The sequence below is a fragment of the Chryseobacterium hilariae genome, assembly GCF_051400735.1.
Classification (GTDB): domain Bacteria; phylum Bacteroidota; class Bacteroidia; order Flavobacteriales; family Weeksellaceae; genus Chryseobacterium.
Map to the genome: position 1 here is coordinate 490,586 of NZ_JBLFFJ010000001.1, position 18,770 is coordinate 509,355.

Below are 18,770 nucleotides of genomic sequence, written 5' to 3' on the forward strand. Positions count from 1 at the left end.
ATAGCATATAGATGTATATGCTTGACAGTCAAGTTTTTATTTTTTACATTTTCTTTATTTTTTATTTGGTGATTGATAAATTATTCATAAATTTGAACCGGTTATTGTTATTTAGAATAATTAAAAACAAATATAGAAATTATATTCACACACCAAATATTTTTTTAATGAATTCGCTAGAAATTTTAGATAACGACAGTATTACTGCGGTAAAACTGCTTCCCAGAGTCATTGAGATCACGTCTCAGGAAAGAAGAATGATACAAGATGCAGCGGTGCATCTTCAGAGAAAATATGGCAGCTATGAGAACAGAGACTTCATTACCCATGTTCATCAGCTGGCGTCTTATTTTTTACCGGAAAGAATTCTGCATATAGCGGCTGATTTTGCCAGCGACTTTTCAAAAGATCAGTACGGAGCGCTTGTGTTCAGAGGATTGATGGATATTGATCAGGAAGGTATAGGAAATACTCCACCCAACTGGCAGTCTGCGGATTATTCCAAATTCAATATTTATGGCTTTGCCTGTGCTTTGATCCACGGAGCACTTCCGTCGAAGCCTGTACAATATTATTCACAGCGTAAAGGTGGCGGATTAATGCACGCCATCATTCCGGATGAAAAAATGAGGGAAACCCAGACCGGATCGGGATCTGCAACGGATCTTTATGTACATACCGAAGATGCCTTCCTGAAACATCAGGCCGACTTTTTAAGCTTTATGTACATCCGTAATGAAGAGCAGGTGCCTTCTACCCTATATTCTATCCGTTCCCATCAATCTATTGGAGAAAGATTCAGGCCTCTTTTTGAACGGTTGTATAAAATTCCGAAAGATGCCAATCTGGAAACAGCTGCAGACGAAGAAGAAGCATTGGATGCTGTTCTGTATGGTAATTATGAACTGCCTTTTATGAGGTTTGATGCTGCTGAACAGCTATTTAATCCCAGCATTAAGCAGACAGATGAGGCCTATCATCATCTGAATGAATTTTGGGAAGAGGCAAGAGACTTAATCTATTCGGGCTTTACACCGCAGGCCGGTGATGTGATATTGGTGAATAACCATTTATGTGCACACGGAAGATCTGCTTTCAGAGCCGGGGTAAAAAATGTTGATGGTGTAGAACACGAATGCCAAAGAAGAATTATGCTCCGGATGATGAGTAAAGTGAGCCTGATGGAAATGAGAGCCCACACGCTTACAGAAGACCCGTTCTTTGTGATTGAAGAGCATTTGGGTAAGAATTTTGAAAATATTTAAATGTTTTATTAGATATTAATTTGATAATAATTATGATGGATCCTTTTAAGTTTGTGCTTAAAAGGATTTTTTATTTTAAAGGGATGTTTTTAAACCATTAAGAGTATTGAAGTGATTAAGATTATTAAGGCAAACTCTGTTTTATGTAAATATTCTGCTTAACAAAACTCATCTGATTTTAAGCTTGATTTTCCTTAACTACTTCAATGCTCTTAAGGATTTTAACTTTATGTCTTTAAATGTAATTCATTGTATTAATGTATTATATGTGATTTATGTAAAGCTGTTTAATGATTGAAGAATTGATTGAATAAAGTCAATTGTTCAGATAATGATCTGCTCCAGTACTGCGGATCATGGGCTCCCAGAGATTCTATGTAAAGATGTGAAATCTTTAGATCTGTGAGTTTTTTATGAAATTTCCTGTTCATTCCGATCATTTGTATATCTTCTGTGCCGCAATCGAAAATATACTGTTGTTCTGCTGCAGCCATAGTTTTCACTTTATTGTCTGTAAGAAATTTAGAATCCAATGATATTGCAGGTCCTAATACTTTATCTACCTGATAATTGGTATACCCTTCCCCGAATGAATTGAAATCCAATGCTCCGCAAGAACTTCCCACAATGCCAAATGTATGATTGTATGTCATTCCAATATTAACAGCGCCATAGCCTCCCATACTCCAGCCCAGGATGCCACGGAATTTTTTATCATTTTTTACAGGATAATTTTTATTAACAAAATCTACAAGCTCCTGACCAATAAAAGTCTGGTACTGTGAATCTTTAACCAACGGACTGTCTACATACCATGAATTATAATTTCCGTCCGGCAGTACGTAAATCGTCTTATATTCCTGTGCTTTTTTAACCAGATCAGGAATATCCTGCTTAATTGCCCGTTCCGGGTTTCCACTGTAGCCGTGAAGAACATAAACCGATGAATAGGTTTTGTCCTGCTGCACATCCGGTGTGATGATAATGGTTTTGATATTCTTATTCATTTTGACACTGAAAACTTCTTGGTGAATGACTTTCTGTGCGGAAAGCTGTGCAGATACCGTCAATACACATACGATGCTTACTAAATTTTTCATAGGATAGAATTTTAATTGATCAACCTGGTATATCTCTCATAAATTGAAGCTTCTTATTTTAAAATAAAATGTTCTTCCTTTTTCTCTTCACTTATTTCAGACGTACTGTTGTTGCTATTATGAGACAAAGATGCGGCTGAGAAAATAAAAAAGCCTCAACATATGTTGAAGCTTTTGTCAGTTTATTTCTTTTTTTATGCGGCTCAGCTGAGTGGGTGTAATCCCCAGATAAGAAGCAATATGATGCTGTTTCAGCCGGTCATGGAGCGGTTTGTTCTCCAAAAGCTGCAAATAGCGCTGTTTGGCTGTTTCATGCTTTAAAGAGATCTCCAGCGGTTCTTTTTTTACGACCCAGTTTTTTTCCAGATAACGGATGTGAAATAATGCCAGGTCGTGATATTGACTGATAAGCTCTCTGAAAGCTTTTGCCGGATATTTTATCACCGAACAGTCTTCTAAAGCAATGATATTGAAGTCGCTGGGTTTATCTTCGATAACGGCTGCCGTAGAAGCTACAAAACTCTTTTCTTCAAAGAAAATCTTATACACAGAATCTCCCTGCTCGTCTACGGTATAATATCCTACCAGTCCTGATTTTATAAAGTAAAAGTATCTGGCAGCAGAGCCGGATTCCTGAAGAAGGTCATTTTTGTGATATGTTTCCTCCTTACAGATATTCATCAGGGCTTCCACCGTTTCTTCTGACAGCTGATAATAACTATTGATCTGTTCTAAAAGTTCTTTCAAAGCTGATAATAATTTAATCTAAAATTTTCTTCATCATCAGATCAGTCTGGTCTTCATCACCAAGCCTGAATGTATGGCTTCCGAATTCCTCAAAACCATTTTTCCTGTAAAATTGAAGCGCTCTCAAATTCTCTTCCCATACTCCGAGCCATAGATAACTTTTGTTTAAACTTCGGGCAGTTGCCAGAGCCTGGTCGTAAAGCAGTTGACCCACTTTCTGGCCGTGATGGCTTTTTTTAACGTAAATACGCTCTATTTCTAATGAGGTATCATCCTGAAGCTCAGTTTGTGCCGCTCCGGAGTTTAATTTCAGATACCCGACAGGAATGTCTTCTTCCCAGGCAATAAAGAAATGAGAATCAGGATTATTTAATTCTGAACTGACTTTTTCTGTATTGAAACTTTTTTCAAGGTAGGTTTTCATAGCCTCTTCTGAATTACTTTCCGCAAAAGTTTCATAAAAAGTCTGTCTGCCTATATTCTGAATGGTTTCAAGGTCTTGGGCTGAAGCTTTGTTAAGGATAATAGCTGCCATTTTTATTTTTTTATTTAAATAGTAATTTTTTAAATGCCTCAGAGGCCAGATGCACCTGAACTGCCCAATCGTCTGCGGCATCGCTTCCCGCATCATCAGAAATATATTTCAGGCACAGAAAAGGAATATTTTCTTTCTTTGCAATCAGGGCAAGCGGATAAGCTTCCATATCTACAATATTATAATCTGTTTCGGAATGATTCATCTCAAAACTGTCGCCGCTGCCGCAAATTCCTTTTTTCAGCCCGTTCATCTGAAGGCCATATTCCAGAACAGAAGGAATACCGGATAAAGGGGTTTCATAAAGACTGAAACCAAGACCTCTGACATCCATATCACGCTGAATAAATTTTGTGCAGCAGACTACTTCACCTTTCCCAAAGCTTTTGCTTCCTGCGGAACCCAAATTAATGATCAGTTTAGGTTTTCTGAAATGAATTTCTTTTGTAAGTTCTATGGCTGCATTTACTTTTCCTATGCCTGTTACCAATTTATTTTTCCCGTCAAAAGCTTTTCCGGCTTCTGAATCCAAAGCAAAGACAAACAGGGTTTCAGAAATCGGATATTGAGCTTCGGCATTGATTTTTATCATTGAGCGTAAATATTTTAACAAAAATAAGCATTGGAGTATATAAAATAAACTTCTTTTTTTATTTTTATTGTCATGCTATAAGAATAAAACATCCCGTTTTGGAATGTTTTTAAAAATAAAATAATAATCTATGATTACTCATTTTTTAAATACTGCATCCATCAGTATCACACGATGCGCCTCCTTCTTTGGAAAGATCTTTAAACGGACTTACTGTTTCTTTATAGGTCTGCTGAAGGGCATCTGCAAAAACTTCCGCAGGCTGTGCTCCGGATACGGCATATTTTCCATTCAGGACAAAGAAAGGGACGCTGGAAATGCCATTATTTTTGGCCTCCTGAATATCCTGACTGATTTCATAATCAAACTGATCTGAAGTTAAGGCCTGCCTGGCTTCCTCTTTATCAATATTTAGATTTTCAGCAAGAGCAATAAGTTCTTCAATATTTCCTACATTTTTTCCATCGATAAAATGAGCTTTAAAAAGAGCTTCTTCCATCTCATTCGATTTACCGTACTTTTTCGCAATATGAAGTAATTTATGAGCAGTAAAAGTATTGATGATCAAAGCTTTTTGAAAATTGAAATCAATTCCTGCTCCTTTTCCCATCTGGGCCACCTGACCAATCATTTGAGATGCCTGGTCTGCCGGAAAACCTTTTTTCTCTTTAAAATATTCAATTGTATTCTGAGGCTGGGCGGCATCTAAGCTTGGATCTAGCTGAAAGCTCTTCCACTCTACTTCTATTTCGTTTTTAAATGGTAGCTTTTCAAGAGCCTGTTCAAAATTATGCTTTCCGATATAGCAGAACGGGCACATAATATCTGACCATATTTCTATTTTCATTCTTTATTTATTTTAATTCTGATACAATTATCAGACTACAAAATTAATACATTTCTTTAACTGTAACAAAATCCATTACATTAAATCGTATTTGTACTTAACTTTTCATACTTTCCTTTTGAATGTACTCGCTTGGAGTCATTCCAACAAATTGTTTGAACGTTTTATTAAAGGTAGATTGATTAGTAAATCCTGCTTCGGTATAAATGTACATCAGGGTTACTTTTTCCAGATCACTTTTTGCAATCAGTTCTTTTACGTAACTGATCCTGTGAGAGTTGACATAGGTATTGAAATTAGAATATCCTTGTATCCTTATTGATTTTGAAATATAGTTATTACTGATTTTCAGAATAGTAGATAGCATCGAAATATTAAAGTCTGGATTGGTAAAATGTTTGTTGATGATGATCTCATTTTCTATTTTTTCAAATAATGACTTGGCATCAGATATTTCTTTTTCATCCAGCGTAATAGGAAGCGTTATTCGTTTCCTTTTTTCTATAATGGCAAGAAACTCCTGTTCCGTTATTTTCTCTTTGTAATAAATGAGCAAATACACAATCAGGATATTAAGCCCAAATGTTAGCAGATCACTATACCGGAATATGTTTTCGTAAGGCATTATTGTTGAACGGAATGGGCCAATACTGCCAGCAAGAAATGCGGCCACTGCAATGAATAAAGTATACATCGAAAAAATAAAACCTTCTCTTTTACCAAGGAAAATATAGGCCCCAAGTGGTACGGGAACTAACCAGCAAAATTGAAAAATAGAGTATTTCCAAAAATAAATGATAATAAAAAAAATATAGATGGGCGCAATTATAAGATAGCCCCGAACTATTTTTTCTAAAGAAAGTGAAGGAAATAAAGTATTAAAAACATATACATGGCTGAACATAAAAACAGCTCCAGCCAGGCAATAATATCCTACTATATTTTCTTTTATGATGAATTGGTATATTAAGGTATACAATAATAAAATAGCTCCCATCAGATAATTATATCTTATTGAAAGTTCTTCTTTTAGTCTTAAGATCTCCTGTTCTCTTAGTCTTGTATTATCCATTTTTTTGTATTATTTACTGAAATAACCAATGAAAAGTGATCTTTACTTTATATAACATGCTGTTTGTCAATATTTTAATTTGTTTACTGTTACTGATAACGAAACTTATTAATCTTTAATTAAAAAGTGATTTTTCATTGATGCTTTGACCTCTTTTGTTTTTCAATCTCCACTTATGCATATAATTTTGCTGCGAAATACAAATGATGAAAAATATTGTGACCATAGCAAAAAGCTTTTTATTAATATATGTTCTCACATCGGGAACTTTGTATGCTTATGCTATGCGTCCTTTATTTGATCAAAAAAAAACCGAATCTGGCAAAAGTACTGAAAAAAATAAATCCACTTTAATTTTTGTATCCGAAGGAGGTTATGTTTTTAATGAAGATCAATTGCATAGCATTATAAAAGCTGCGTCCTGTTTTCCAATTAAAGCCAAAGAAATAATAACAGACAAGGCTCTTTTTATTTCAAAAGGAACCATACTATATAATGGCCAGAATATTTTTATTGACGGGGAAAAGAAAAAGAATATCCCATCAGCAAAAGTGGTTGCCAAAAAAACATATAAAGAACCAGCTGAAGTAAAGAAAAGTAAGGCTGCTAAACCAATAAACATTTGTTTTACAGCTGATAGCAAAAGAAAATACTTCATTTTGGCTACGGATAGCAGATATTTTATCCCTTCCACATACAATGATTATCATAAACAGCTGATTAATGAGAACTGTTTTAGCCTTAACTCTTTTGTTTTCCCAAAAGATGTATCATGGGAGCGTAGTAATAATACAGTATCCCATTCCCATATAAAAATCTTCAGTATCCGGCCTCCCCCTTTTTAAAGCCATAAGCAAACAAGTAAGAATATCCCTCAACTGTAACCAGATGTCATTAACCGTTGAAATCTTTTACAAAAACATAAAAAAATAAATAATAACAGAATATGGCATCCTGTTATTCAACCGATTCTAAATTAAACAACAATGAAAAAAAATATATACTTAGCAACAGCCTTGACAATCTCTTCCTTAGCCTGGTCTCAGGTCGGGATCAACACACAAAACCCACAAGGTATTTTCAATATAGATGGTGCCAAAAATAATGCGGCCTCAGGAACTCCAACTGCGTCACAATTAAAGGATGACTTTATTGTAACTGCATCAGGATCTACAGGTATCGGAACAACTCCCGACGCATCTGCTATTCTGGAGCTTAATGTAAGCCAGCTTGCATCGGGAAGTCAAAAAGGATTTTTAGGTCCGAGAGTAGCTTTAACAGCCTATAACGACGCGGCTACAATTCCCAGTCCTGCAGTAGGCTTATTGGTATACAACCTAGGCACACAAGCTAACTTTGCCTTTAAGGGATACGTATATTGGGACGGAACCCAATGGAGACCTTTGGACGGACGTTCATTACAGCCGGGTACAATAGGTGGTCTGAACTGTGCAAGTGCTTCTCTGTTTCCGATCTCCTATACTGCTGGTACTCCTTATAGTGGTACAATGTCTATTCCTTATACAGGAGGAAATGCAGGAATATATGCTGCACAAACTATAGGACCTGTAAACGGACTTACGGCAACACTTCCGCAGGGTAATTTTGCACAGGGATCCGGTACTTTAAACTATACTATTTCCGGGACACCAACGGTATCCACCCCTAATACAACAACGTTTCCACTTTCAATCGGAGGACAGAGCTGTAGTGCAACAGTTGGCCTTGGAAAAGTACTTGCTCCGGGAGAATATCAGTTCTTTACTTTTACATTACCAGCGACGTATGTTGGATTATTGAGTACATATATTGGGGGTACTTATGATGCTATTTTAGGACAAAAGGTAAGATTGGATATTGATTTTACCACTAGTTCTAATTCAGCAGGCCCAGTTAGTTACAATCCTCGTCTGGTAAATATTTCAAGTTCTAACATTAAACTGTGGTTTGCAGCATTATCAAATGAAACTAATTACCGTCGTTCTAATGTTTTAGTCGCTCCGGGCGGTTACATAGAAACAGATAACGGAATTTATCTTGGCTGGGGAGATAATATGGATAGTACTTCAACAGCGATTACTGCAACCTCTGGCAATAGGACTGGATCTGATAATTCTCAGGAGATAGAAATAGTAGATTTACTCGTAGACGGAATTTGGTACAGAATAACAGTTTATATTTCTGTAGATAACCTGAATGATACTAATGCTGCTAATAACATCCGACGTGTCTTTATGACAGCACAAAGAATGTCGTCTTAAATGACTCATTAAACTGAAGCTCCTGTTTTCTGAACATAAAGACACAAATGATGGGAAGAATTAATGGGAGCTTTTTTTATCATAGGAAAAAACCAAAAATAAAACTTAGCCGGCCAGCTTTTTAATATAAGTTTTTATATAATCTTTTGCACTATTTTTTTGCGGCCGGCTTTATTATGAGAAAGGAAAGTCAAATCTATCATTAAAAAAAACACAAAAATGAATTTCAAAAGTATTCATATCGGACAAATCATTGAACAAGGCGTTGCAGAAAGCAAGATAGAATTGCAGCGAATATGTAATTTTTTAAAATGCACCGAAGAAGAGATTAAACAAATGTATCGGCAAGAAAGCCTTGATACGGAAGCTTTGCTGAAGTGGAGTAAGTTGTTAGAATATGATTTTTTTCGTATTTATTCGCAACACCTTATTATTTATGCTCCGCCAAGTGCAAAACAGAAAACCGAAAAAACAAATCTTCCTCAGTTCCGCAAAAGTATCTACACCAGAGAAATCATTGATTTTATACTGGAACAGATCAGCACAGGAGAAATGACCAAGATGGGGGTAATAAAAGATTACGGGATTCCCAAAACAACACTTTACAAATGGTTAATAAAACACAAAGAAAAGGTAGAATAAGCTATTCCTCTCTTTATCAAATCTATACATATGAAAAATAATCATCCTAATTATAAAAACATTTATTCCGATATACTGACCAAGAAATTTCCTCACAAGCGAAAAGAATGTGAAGTATTGCTTAATATGGACAGTCTGTCTTTTTTGCATATTATTCAATTGAATACGATCATCTTTGGGACATCAGATAATCAAACTGAAAATTTCAACCAAAAACACCGTTCTTACCGCAAGTCTGATATTCTGAAAATATTGGAGTACCAGAAGAAGTACAACCTTAATAATATCCAACTGGCAAACCATTTCAAGTTAAGCCGTAATTCTGTTACCAAATGGAAGAAAATGTTTTTGATATAGGAATAGGTTTTTAACAGTTATCAATATAGCGTATAAAATTTAACTGATAGAATCTGGAACCACTTCATCAACAAATAGTTTGAAAAAATAAGGGGTACAAAATAATTTCAATAATGGCTAAAACTATTAATCTTTCAATGTTTGCTACAGTTAAAGCTGAAAACTAAAGCTGGGATTCATTTACTTTGTTGCAGAACAGCACATGAGCAATGATTGCCAGCAGTCCAAAAGATGCTCCTACAAAGCATACTCCCTCCCACTGTGCATATTGCCAGGCTATAGAAGCCAGCCACGTTCCGAGTGATCCGCCGATGAAATAGGAAACCATATAAACCGTATTCAATCTGTTAACCGCGTTAGATTTGATTAAAAAATAATTGGTCTGGTTCATAATATGGCTGGATTGTACGCCAAGGTCAACCAGGATAACACCAACAATAAGACCCCAATAGGTTTCACCCGCAAAATAGGTAAATGCCCAGCTTCCGACTACAATAAAAAGTGAGTATAATATGATCCTGTTGATATTCAGGTATTTCTGAAGCTTGCCCACTTTTGCCGCTGCCAGTGCTCCTACAGCTCCGGCCAGCCCGAAGCTTCCCACTACGGAAGAACCGGCATTGAAAGGCGGCTTTTCCATATGGAAGACCAAAGTTGTAAATAAAGCACACATAGACCCGAAGGCCATGGCCCCACGGAATGAAGCGAGCTGCAAGATAGGCTGTGTTTTTGCCAGATGAACCACGGAATTCATTAATTCTTTGTATGTTCCCTTGAAATTTGGCTGCATTTCCGGAAGCATTTTATATACGGCAAACCACACCAGGATCATTAATCCCGCCGCAATTCCGAACATCGCTCTCCAGCCCCAGACTTCGCCCACAATACCGCCAATAAAGCGTGACAAAAGAATCCCAAGAAGCAATCCTGACATTACAAGCCCAATATTGGAAGATTTTTCTTTATCCGAAGATAATTCTGCTGCAATAGGCACAAACAGCTGTGGAATGACGGAGGTCGCTCCTATCAGCAGGCTTGCTGCGTACAGCATCCATAATTCAGTGGCAAAGGTCATCCAAAGCAAGGATCCGAATACAAGAACCAAATCAAATAAGATTAATTTCTTACGGAAAAATTTATCTCCCAAAGGCACCAGCAGTAAAAGCCCCAGTGCGTATCCTATCTGGGTAAGCACAGAAATTCTTCCGGCTGCACTTTCAGAAACATGAAGATCGTCGGAAATGAGTGCCAATAAAGGTTGGTTATAATAGTTATTGGCTACCACAAGGCCTGAAATGACAGCCATAAGCCAGATTACAGTACGGGAAATGCCAGAGGATAAGTTTGCCTGCATGATATGATTAGAATTATTTCAAATTTGTTATAGAATAAATGGATTGAAAATTATTCAGGACTATTAGCAATTAATTGCAGAAACAGTCAAATAAGAAGTTTCCTTAAGATTAGCAAAGATAGTCAATTTTTAAAAAAAAAGAGGCCGTTTCGAATAAACGGCCTCTTTCAATCAACTATGGCATTTAATCTTAAAAAAATGTATCAGCAGGAAAATTGGGAGTTGTTTTTTCGTCAGTAATAGCTTTACAGAAACTCAGCCATGTATTTGCGTCATATCTCTAACGGAAAAGTATCTGGGAATATTTTATAGTTATTTTAATTTTAGCAAATTTTCTTAAATGTCTTTATATAAAGTGTTTTTGATAGAATTTCATTTTTCAGCAAATTTTATAATAAGACATTTTTCCAGATGAGTTCATAGATTTTTAGGCGGTTGAGCAGCTGGTGGTCCGATTGTTTTTTACGATGAGCCCTATTGAAAAAAAGGTTTTCATGTTTTAGAAATATTAGGGAAATTTGCAGGATGAAAATTATTCCGCTTAAAGAAGGCAATTTCTCAGCCAGCAAAACGAAAGATTTTACACTATTGACAGATGAAAATTTTGATACAGTGAAAGGAATTAAAATGTCTGTGCAGCCGTTTCTTATCGTTACAGAAAACGATTATATCCTTCTTGATGCCGGGATAGGATGGAAAAATGCTGAAGGAAAGACCGTTATTTCCGAGTTATTGGAAAAAGAAAATATAAAACCCGGACAGATTACGAAACTTCTCCTGTCTCATCTCCATAAGGATCATATTGACGGCAGTATTCAAAGCAACGAAAATGGTTTTGCATCTGTATTTCCGAATGCAGAAATTTATATTCAAAAAAGAGAACTGGCTTTTGCGATGGAAAATAAAGGGAATCCTTCTTTTGATTTTGATACACTTGAAAAGCTGGTCAGTCTTCCCAATATTGTATGGATGGATGAAGATCAGGGAAATATCGGTAACAGTATTTCTTTTGAAGTGGTGGGCGGACATACCCCTTTTATGCAGGTATTCTGGATAAGAGAAAACGGAGAAACTGTTTTTTACGGGGCAGATGATCTTCCCCAGAAGTCTTACCTTAAATATCACCTTGCTTATAAAAGTGATTTTGACGGCAGAAAAGCTATGGAATTAAGACTGAAATGGCAGAAAGAAGCTGCTGATGAACAATGGAAAATACTGCTTTACCACGATCTGGATAAAGCAGTAATCCAAATATAATGTAATGCAAAAAATTGTTTAAAGATCATTAAACCACTTATAAATATCCATTTCGGAAGGAATACTTAGCTTTTTCCGGATCCTGTTCTTTCTGTTCTGAATGGCTTTTGGGGTCACAAAAGTGTAGGTTGCAATTTCCTTAGTGGTAAAGTTAAGTTTTAAATAAATACAAAAAATCAATTCAGAATTTTTGAGATTGGGGTGTACTTTAGCTATTTTATCAAAAAAATCAGGATAAACTAATCTGAATTTATTCAGCAAACGTGGGGAATTTTCTTTAGCCAAAGTAATAATTTCATCCTGCATAAAAATCTTTTGGTTTAAATCTTCTAAATTAGATTGCGGTTTTTCGTTTTTCATAATATTTTTCTCATCTCTACTTATTTCTGATGCTTTATATGTGCAGCAGCAGTACCTACTCTTCTTACTGCTATATGACAGCAGCTGTTTTATGATGTTTTTTATGGAAGATGCAGTTTGCAATTCCATGATTTATAATTCAATAGTAATAATTACATTTTGAGGTTCCGGTATTTTTTTCTTACAAATTCTTTATTTAAGGTTCATTCTTTCAGCTATTTTAAATGGAGCAAAGAAAGAGAAAATGATTAAAATTTTGTAAAATTGAAATACCACATACATACCACGTGATGCCTATAAACAGTGTATTTCGTCTATTTTCAACTCAAGTTTGAGGCTAATCTCTATTTCATATTTAAACAAATGTAGCAGTTGTAAGTTTTGTTTTTTATGATCTTAATCAATGTTTTTAATGATTTTATTCCCTATTACTGGTGAATATAAAAACATTTTGATATGAGGTCACCAAAACATTGTGGTATGTATGTGGTACGACATATTGAAGAAACTCATTAAAATTGTCGTTCTTTACATTATTGAAATTTTCAGCTGTTCTGTTTATTGCATAATGAAAGACATCAATGGTTAAACATTTGTTTAAAATTTTAATTAACTTATTATACCATGATTGTAGAAGATTTATTAATTTCATTCGGAGCAGAAATTAAATCATATAAATCGGGTGATATCATTTTCCGCGAAGGAGAGTTTTCTATGTTTTATTATCAGATTGAACAAGGACGGATCAAACTTAATAATTATACAGAGAGTGGAAAAGAATTTATTCAGAATATAATTTCAAGCGGGCAAAGCTTTGGAGAGTCTTTACTGTTTGTAGACCGTCCCTACCCTATGAACGCAATAGCAATAGAAGATTCCACTATTCTGAGGCTTTCAAAATCCCGTTTTATGGATTTGGTAAATAAAAATCAGGAAGTTTCTCTGAACGTATATAAATGTATGGCGGAAAGGATGTATTACAAATATATGATGCTTTACAATCTTTCCGTCCAGAATCCTGTTCTGAAGCTTAAACAGCTTCTGGACTACCTAAAAAGTTATTATGAACACAAAAGTCCCTATTCTTTTCAGGTCCCTATGACCCGGCAGCAGCTTGCGTCTCTCACTGGCCTGCGTGTAGAAACGGTGATAAGGGCTATAAAAAGTATGGAAAAGGATAAAATTTTAAAAATAGAGAATAGAAAAATCATGTACTGATTGATCTATAAAAATGTCTCCCCTTTTATAATTAACAAAGAGAATTACGGAATTTGATATCCGCCATCAAGCTGTTTCTGGAACTCTTCCAGGTATCTTGCAAGATGAATTCCGTCAGCCAGGCCGTGATGCGCTTCCACAGAAACAGGAAGATACTTTCTTCCGCTACGGATACCGAATTTTCCAAATGTGATCTTCGGAACAGATTCCCAATTGTTAAAACTGGTAGGATGAAGCAACGCACTGAATGAATTCCAGGGAATCGTTGTATGCCTGATCAGGTCTTTGCCAAGCTCGCCATTATTCATCCTCAGTCCCGAAGATTGCTGTACCGCTTCTATTTCCTGCTGCATAACCTCATTAAAAACATCAAAATCTTCTGAGAAAGGAATAAATGCAAAGCCAAAAGTTCCGTCTGCCCTTCCGATCGTAGTTCCCGCATGGATAGCATCATACAAAACCACCTGTCCGTTTACAATTCGGAGTTTCAATTCGTCTACAGCATTTACAGCAATCATAGACCTGTGAAGATATATCGCGAAAAAAGAATGTCCGTTTTCCTTTGCATAAGCATAAGCTTTTGTACAGTCTACTTCAGTGGTAAACCCAAAATACGGGCTGTCCATTTTTGAGAAAAATTCAAAATGCTCTTTCCTGTTCCACTTTTCGACGTCTATGATCTTCATTGATTTTTATTTGCTGCAAATTTCAGGAAGTTTTTCGGGTTTTAAAAGTTAATCAACAAAAATATTGTAAAAATACAGCTGTGTTTTGGTCGGTTTTTTGATGCAAATATAGCAGGTTTACATTATGAAATACATATTTTCTAGTGTAAATAATTTTATATTTTGGTTTTAAATGGCATTATTTAATCACTGTAAAAAAATAAAGCATGGAGAAAGAGAAAATAGGATTCATCGGGTTAGGAAATATGGGCCATCCTATGGCAAAAAATCTTGAAAAAGCAGGATTCCCGCTTTCAGTTTACAATAGATCCTTTGAAAAAACTAAAGACTTTAAAGAAAAATCAACTGTTTACACTCAGGTTTCAGATCTGGTGAAGAACAGCACCATCGTATTTACAATGCTTACCGATGACCATGCTGCCAAAGCAGTTTACGAAGATATCCTGAAATCGGACATTACCGGAAAACTTTTTATAGACATGAGCACGATCTCTCCACAGGCCACTGCAGAGCTCAGCGGAGCCATTAAAATAAAAGAAGCAGCATTCATCGATGCGCCGGTAGCCGGAAGTACCGTTCCTGCGGCAGAAGGAACATTGATCATTATGGCGGGTGGTGAAGAAAAAGACCTTTTACGGGCTATGCCTTATCTTGAAAAACTTGGCAAAGCAGTTAAGCATTTAGGGAAAAATGGAAAAGGAATTGCGGGGAAACTTTCCATCAATTATTTCCTATCTGCTATCTACCAGGGATTGGCGGAAACCGTTCTGTTTGCAGATAAATTAGGAATCGACCGAACTGCCATGCTGGAAATCATCAATGAAAGTGCCAGCGGAAGTGGTGCTACCAAAGTAAAAACACCTATGCTGATCAAAAACCAATATGAGCCTGCTTTTGCTCTCGATCTCATGCTGAAAGATATTTTATTAGCTCAGAATGCCGGTGCTGATTTTCCTCTATCTGAGGTTCTGAGCAAAACCTACCAGTCTGCCCATGATGATGGTTTTGGTAAGGATGATGTGATCGGAATTATTAATTATTTGAAGAATCAGCCTGAAAAATGATACAATGATACACCTTTTTTATACAGAAGCTTATTCTTTGCTTTGAACAATTTCATTCTGAACCGTCGCTTTACTGAAAACAGTTGTTCCTATACTGGCCACAATGACGCAACTGATTGAAATCCATTGTAAAAAACTCAGTTCTTCTACCAGAAATACCCAACCCGAAAGAGCTGCAAATGCAGGTTCCAGGCTCATCAGAATACTGAAGGTCTTTGCGGGAAGTCTTTTCAAAGCCATTATTTCCAATGAAAATGGCAGCGCACTAGACAAAATAGCCACCCCTAAACCTTTTACAAAAATAGAAGGCGTAAGATTGAATACAGCTCCGTCCCATATGGTAAAAGGGATGATAACCAGACTTGCGAATACCATTCCGGTGGTAACCGCATCTTTTCCATCCATAATTTTAGCCACTTTTCCACCCATGACGATGTATACCGCCCAAAACATTCCTGCAAGAAAAGCCAATCCAATTCCAACCAGATCAACATGATCGCTCTGCCACGGAACAATGAGTAATATCCCAATACAGGCCAGCAATGCCCATACTACGTCCAGCAATTTCCGGGATAAAGCAATGGCCAAAAATAAAGGCCCTGCAAATTCTACCGTAACCGCCAGTCCCAACGGGATCCTCTGAATGGCCATGTAGAAAACGAGATTCATCGCTGCCAGACAAATCCCATACATTGCACAGTACTTCCATTTTTGTGCGGAGAACTGCAAAAATTTCGGACGGTTAATCAAAATGAGCAACACAGCAGAAAGCCCGATCCTCAAACTAACAGTCCCAATAGGGCCTATCAGAGGAAAGAGCTGTTTAGCAATGGAAGCACCTCCCTGTACACAGATAATCGCTAAAAGTGTTGCTGAAATTGCCAGGTTTGAATTTTTCATTTCTAAATTTAATATTCGTAAACAACCTATAAAATGAATTTCAGGGTTAAACGAATTTTATTCTATAAGTTATAATCCGGATTTATCATTTAAAATAGCCACCTTAAATATATTAAAACTTTGCTTTTCCGGACACTTGCAATTATAGGTTATAATTTTAAGCATGTTAACAAATAAAAGGAGCAACGGTAAGCTGCTCCTTTTTTATAGATATGTGTTTTTATTAAACCTTGCTGGTCGTGAGACCAAACTTTTGTTTAAAAGAATAATAGAAATGGGACAGATTTTCAAATCCCAGTTCGAGATAAATGTCAGAGGGCTTTTTATTCCTATGCCGGATCTGGTAATACGCTTCTTCCAGTCTTTTTTCCTTAAGCCATTGTTTAGGCGTCATGTTGAAAGCTTTATTGAAATCACGTTTAAACCCCGAAAGACTGCGGCCTGTAAGCCTTGCAAATGTTTCCACCGGCACATTGAATTTGAAATTCTTATTCATAAACTCCTTAAGATCGATTTTATGCGGTTCTGAAAAATCAAAAAGCAGGTTTTTAAAATCAGGATTAGCCTGCAGAATCAGCTCAATTGCCTCTTTAACCTTTAAAACAGTCAGCCTGGAAGTTGCTGTTTTTGTTTTATCAATATACGGAAGCAGTGAAACAAAATACCCGCTGAAAAATTCATCAGGCTCAAAAAAAAGCCTTTCATTATCTGGAAATCTTTCGGATGGGATCATTTTATATTCTGCTGCATACTGCCGGAGCGTTTCCTGGTCGAGAGTTATAGAAAGAAACTGGTACTTTTTATTCTTTGAAGGATGTTTTACCGTTCGGATCAGTTGATTTTTTCTGACGAGCACTACTGTATTCTCCTTTATAACAGTTTTGCCTTTGTCATGAAAAGCATGGGTTTCACCGGACAGCTGATAGCCCAGAAAATGATCGGGAATAAATTCCTCGTGCCCCCTGTACATTTCAAAAGCACAGGAATATACCAGTTTATCGAATATGATTTCCGAAGTTTTCTCCATACTACAAATATCTGAAATTTAAGCCATAACAGCAGCACCTGCTCCTGCAATCTCTTTATCCTGTTCAGGAGTTCCCCCGGAAGACGCTATTGCACCTATGATTTTTCCCTCAGCATCTTTGATGACTACTCCGCCAGCAATGGTAAGAAGCCCGTCATTGGAATTCAGCATGCCGTATCCATGAATGTCTGCTCCCGCAATAATTGTTCCCATTACATCACTGTCGACACCGAACATTACTGCAGTTTTCGCTTTCTTAACTGCAAAATCGATAACACCGTAAACACTGTCCAGTCTTGCCATGGTCACAAGATGTCCTCCTGCATCCACAACGGCAATACTTACAGGAATATTGATGGATTTTGCTTTTTCTGTGGCTGCCTGAAGCGCTTTTGCAGCCTGGTTATACGTTATACTCATTGTTTAACTTTTTGCAGTCCATGCATCGGCCTGTAATTGTTTTACAAAATCTTCCGTTTCTTTAGGGTGTACATTCCTGAAATTAGAATTGTCATCCAGCGCTACATTCACAATCACCTCTGCCATAGACTGCGGATCCAGCTGGTGGGCAAGAGAATCGGCCGCCCCGTCAAAAGCAGATTCTGGAGTAAAATTCACTTCAGGATTATACCATCGGAAAATAGAGTCTACTCCCCTGTCATTAAATCCTGTTCCAAAAACGCCCGGGTTACAGGTTGCGATCTTGATATTGAACGGAGCCAGTTCGGTTTTTAATCCCTCAGCAATAGCTTCCATAGCATGCTTTGAAGCACAATAAGCTGCTACATATGGAACCGTCCATAGTCCTCCCATTGAAGTTGTGAATACAATCTTGCCTGGCTTCTTTTGTTCAATGAATTTTTTAACAAAGCCTTGTGCCAGCTGCAATCCGCCAAAAACATTCACATCGAACATAGAACGGATAAGCTCCAGTGGCTGCTCGGCAATAGGACCACCCTCCATAATACCGGCATTGCTGATCAGAATATCAATATCATATTTTTTGAGGATATAATTGATGTCCTGTGAGTTCGTTACATCCAGTTTATCAACCGTAAGTTCGATTCCCTGTTCGGCTGCTTCCCTGATTAAATCACTCATCTGTGGATACACCTGTGCTGTTGCAATAACCTTGTGGCCTTTTTTAGCCAGATCAAATGCGGCTATTTTTCCGAAACCGCTTGCTGCGCCTGTAATTAAAATTGTTTTGCTCATTTTGTTTTCTTTATTGTTACAGGACAAAGTTCATAGATTTCAGTAAGATATTTATTGCTGAAAAGTTCAATGTTTTATTGCTGGAAAGTTCTATATAAAAAACAGATTTATACTGATCATCTCAAACTGAACAGTATTTAAATCACTTAAAAATACATAAGCAACAACAGAGTTTAAACTTGTGGAAAGATGATCAATAACTTTTGTCAATGACCGTAAGGAATACAGAAAACTTTTGTCTTAATGTTTGTGTAATTTATGAATGGTATTT

21 protein-coding genes are annotated in these 18,770 nt (G+C 36.6%); 8 read left to right on the forward strand and 13 right to left on the reverse strand.

The genetic code is table 11. The features are described from left to right. Positions 1–167: 167 nt before the first annotated feature. A complete protein-coding gene (locus ACMGDK_RS02355) occupies positions 168–1,265 on the forward strand; it encodes a TauD/TfdA family dioxygenase (protein ID WP_436806450.1) in 1,098 nt (365 codons plus the stop codon). 287 nt (positions 1,266–1,552) lie between these two features. On the opposite strand, the gene ACMGDK_RS02360 is transcribed toward ACMGDK_RS02355, so the two are convergent. From ACMGDK_RS02360 to ACMGDK_RS02385, 6 genes are all read right to left on the reverse strand, one after another. Next, positions 1,553–2,365: an alpha/beta hydrolase gene (locus tag ACMGDK_RS02360; protein ID WP_436806451.1), complete on the reverse strand. Its 813-nt coding sequence runs from the start codon at positions 2,363–2,365 to the stop codon at positions 1,553–1,555. 177 nt (positions 2,366–2,542) lie between these two features. Beyond that, positions 2,543–3,112, reverse strand: a complete 570-nt coding sequence (locus ACMGDK_RS02365; RefSeq protein ID WP_436806452.1) for a Crp/Fnr family transcriptional regulator — start codon at positions 3,110–3,112, stop codon at positions 2,543–2,545. Between the two features lie 13 nt (positions 3,113–3,125). Beyond that, entirely contained in the window at positions 3,126–3,647 is a 522-nt protein-coding gene (locus tag ACMGDK_RS02370) for a GNAT family N-acetyltransferase (protein WP_436806453.1), read from the reverse strand. 10 nt (positions 3,648–3,657) lie between these two features. Continuing rightward, positions 3,658–4,239, reverse strand: coding sequence for a 5'-methylthioadenosine/S-adenosylhomocysteine nucleosidase family protein (locus ACMGDK_RS02375; protein ID WP_436806454.1), 582 nt, complete (start codon positions 4,237–4,239; stop codon positions 3,658–3,660). Positions 4,240–4,384: 145 nt separating this feature from the next. After that, positions 4,385–5,086 carry a DsbA family oxidoreductase gene (locus ACMGDK_RS02380; RefSeq protein WP_436806455.1) on the reverse strand — a complete coding sequence of 234 codons (702 nt, stop codon included), beginning with the start codon at positions 5,084–5,086 and terminating at the stop codon, positions 4,385–4,387. Between the two features lie 97 nt (positions 5,087–5,183). Continuing rightward, on the reverse strand, positions 5,184–6,158 hold the full coding sequence (locus ACMGDK_RS02385) for a helix-turn-helix domain-containing protein (RefSeq protein WP_436806456.1): 975 nt from the start codon (positions 6,156–6,158) through the stop codon (positions 5,184–5,186). A gap of 203 nt (positions 6,159–6,361) precedes the next feature. Here ACMGDK_RS02385 and ACMGDK_RS02390 point away from each other — a divergent pair, with 203 nt between their 5' ends. The 4 genes from ACMGDK_RS02390 (at position 6,362) to ACMGDK_RS02405 (ending at position 9,418) form a co-directional block, all read left to right on the forward strand. Further along, entirely contained in the window at positions 6,362–7,003 is a 642-nt protein-coding gene (locus tag ACMGDK_RS02390) for a hypothetical protein (RefSeq protein ID WP_436806457.1), read from the forward strand. 141 nt (positions 7,004–7,144) lie between these two features. Further along, complete coding sequence (locus ACMGDK_RS02395) at positions 7,145–8,419, forward strand: phage tail-like protein (protein WP_436806458.1); 1,275 nt, start codon at positions 7,145–7,147, stop codon at positions 8,417–8,419. Positions 8,420–8,638: 219 nt separating this feature from the next. Beyond that, positions 8,639–9,061 carry a transposase gene (locus ACMGDK_RS02400; RefSeq protein ID WP_436806459.1) on the forward strand — a complete coding sequence of 141 codons (423 nt, stop codon included), beginning with the start codon at positions 8,639–8,641 and terminating at the stop codon, positions 9,059–9,061. A gap of 30 nt (positions 9,062–9,091) precedes the next feature. After that, on the forward strand, positions 9,092–9,418 hold the full coding sequence (locus ACMGDK_RS02405; RefSeq protein WP_436806460.1) for a helix-turn-helix domain-containing protein: 327 nt from the start codon (positions 9,092–9,094) through the stop codon (positions 9,416–9,418). Between the two features lie 163 nt (positions 9,419–9,581). Here ACMGDK_RS02405 and ACMGDK_RS02410 read toward each other — a convergent pair whose 3' ends face one another. After that, on the reverse strand, positions 9,582–10,772 hold the full coding sequence (locus ACMGDK_RS02410) for an MFS transporter (protein WP_436806461.1): 1,191 nt from the start codon (positions 10,770–10,772) through the stop codon (positions 9,582–9,584). Positions 10,773–11,297: 525 nt separating this feature from the next. Between ACMGDK_RS02410 and ACMGDK_RS02415 the strand changes: the two genes are divergently transcribed. Beyond that, positions 11,298–12,029 carry an MBL fold metallo-hydrolase gene (locus ACMGDK_RS02415; protein ID WP_436806462.1) on the forward strand — a complete coding sequence of 244 codons (732 nt, stop codon included), beginning with the start codon at positions 11,298–11,300 and terminating at the stop codon, positions 12,027–12,029. A gap of 18 nt (positions 12,030–12,047) precedes the next feature. Here ACMGDK_RS02415 and ACMGDK_RS02420 read toward each other — a convergent pair whose 3' ends face one another. After that, positions 12,048–12,389 (reverse strand): helix-turn-helix transcriptional regulator, encoded by a 342-nt coding sequence (locus ACMGDK_RS02420; RefSeq protein ID WP_436806463.1) that lies wholly within the window; start codon positions 12,387–12,389, stop codon positions 12,048–12,050. Between the two features lie 624 nt (positions 12,390–13,013). Between ACMGDK_RS02420 and ACMGDK_RS02425 the strand changes: the two genes are divergently transcribed. Beyond that, positions 13,014–13,607 (forward strand): Crp/Fnr family transcriptional regulator, encoded by a 594-nt coding sequence (locus ACMGDK_RS02425; RefSeq protein WP_436806464.1) that lies wholly within the window; start codon positions 13,014–13,016, stop codon positions 13,605–13,607. Positions 13,608–13,651: 44 nt separating this feature from the next. On the opposite strand, the gene ACMGDK_RS02430 is transcribed toward ACMGDK_RS02425, so the two are convergent. Continuing rightward, positions 13,652–14,293, reverse strand: coding sequence for a CatA-like O-acetyltransferase (locus ACMGDK_RS02430; protein WP_436806465.1), 642 nt, complete (start codon positions 14,291–14,293; stop codon positions 13,652–13,654). Positions 14,294–14,499: 206 nt separating this feature from the next. Between ACMGDK_RS02430 and ACMGDK_RS02435 the strand changes: the two genes are divergently transcribed. After that, positions 14,500–15,357, forward strand: coding sequence for an NAD(P)-dependent oxidoreductase (locus tag ACMGDK_RS02435; protein WP_436806466.1), 858 nt, complete (start codon positions 14,500–14,502; stop codon positions 15,355–15,357). 30 nt (positions 15,358–15,387) lie between these two features. On the opposite strand, the gene ACMGDK_RS02440 is transcribed toward ACMGDK_RS02435, so the two are convergent. From ACMGDK_RS02440 to ACMGDK_RS02455, 4 genes are all read right to left on the reverse strand, one after another. Beyond that, on the reverse strand, positions 15,388–16,257 hold the full coding sequence (locus tag ACMGDK_RS02440; protein WP_436806467.1) for an EamA family transporter: 870 nt from the start codon (positions 16,255–16,257) through the stop codon (positions 15,388–15,390). Positions 16,258–16,480: 223 nt separating this feature from the next. Beyond that, a complete protein-coding gene (locus ACMGDK_RS02445) occupies positions 16,481–17,284 on the reverse strand; it encodes a helix-turn-helix domain-containing protein (protein ID WP_436806468.1) in 804 nt (267 codons plus the stop codon). A gap of 18 nt (positions 17,285–17,302) precedes the next feature. Further along, positions 17,303–17,704: a GlcG/HbpS family heme-binding protein gene (locus ACMGDK_RS02450; protein ID WP_436806469.1), complete on the reverse strand. Its 402-nt coding sequence runs from the start codon at positions 17,702–17,704 to the stop codon at positions 17,303–17,305. A 3-nt stretch (positions 17,705–17,707) separates the two neighbouring features. Further along, positions 17,708–18,499 carry an SDR family oxidoreductase gene (locus ACMGDK_RS02455; RefSeq protein ID WP_436806470.1) on the reverse strand — a complete coding sequence of 264 codons (792 nt, stop codon included), beginning with the start codon at positions 18,497–18,499 and terminating at the stop codon, positions 17,708–17,710. Positions 18,500–18,770: the final 271 nt, after the last annotated feature.